Origin of the sequence: Stappia sp. BW2, assembly GCF_008107695.1 — a bacterium.
Taxonomy (GTDB): Bacteria; Pseudomonadota; Alphaproteobacteria; order Rhizobiales; family Stappiaceae; genus Roseibium.
Genome location: NZ_VIRG01000080.1, coordinates 1 through 441, shown reverse-complemented (window position 1 = coordinate 441; position 441 = coordinate 1). Strand labels below are relative to the sequence as shown.

At 65.1% G+C, this 441-nt stretch carries 1 pseudogene; it reads right to left on the bottom strand.

Annotation, left to right across the window (positions count from 1 at the left end):
- Nucleotides 1-255, bottom strand: a pseudogene (locus tag FMN63_RS27660) (MOSC domain-containing protein); the annotation flags it as partial.
- Between the last annotated feature and the right edge of the window lie 186 nt (nt 256-441).

Here is a 441-nt window from a genome sequence, read left to right as displayed (position 1 = left end):
GTTCTCGCCCATGGTCCCTGGGCCGATGGCGAAGCCGCTGGCGCGTAGCTCGTCGTGCAGTTCCTCGTGGATCAGGTGGACCTGGCGCAGGTTCGGCTGGGTCGGGTCCTGCCGCACCCGCGAGCGGTGCTTCACGGTGACGCCGTGGTGGGCGTCGCCCTCGACGCCGAGGCCTTTCAGGAGGCGGATGGCGGGACGCACCTGCTTGCTGAACGCGTGGGTGGCGCAGAGGCTCACCGCGATGACCTGTTGCATGGAACTCCTCCTCGTGCGAGGCGTCAGTCTAGCCGCGAAACATGACGCTTGTCGCAAGCGCACAGGACGCGTTCCCAGCCCCTGCAAAGCCCGCCGCAGTCGCTAGACTTCAGCGCACCTGCATGCGAACGTGCAGCCCTTCAAGGAGAGTTCGATGAATATCCTGCGTATCCCGATGTTCGTATT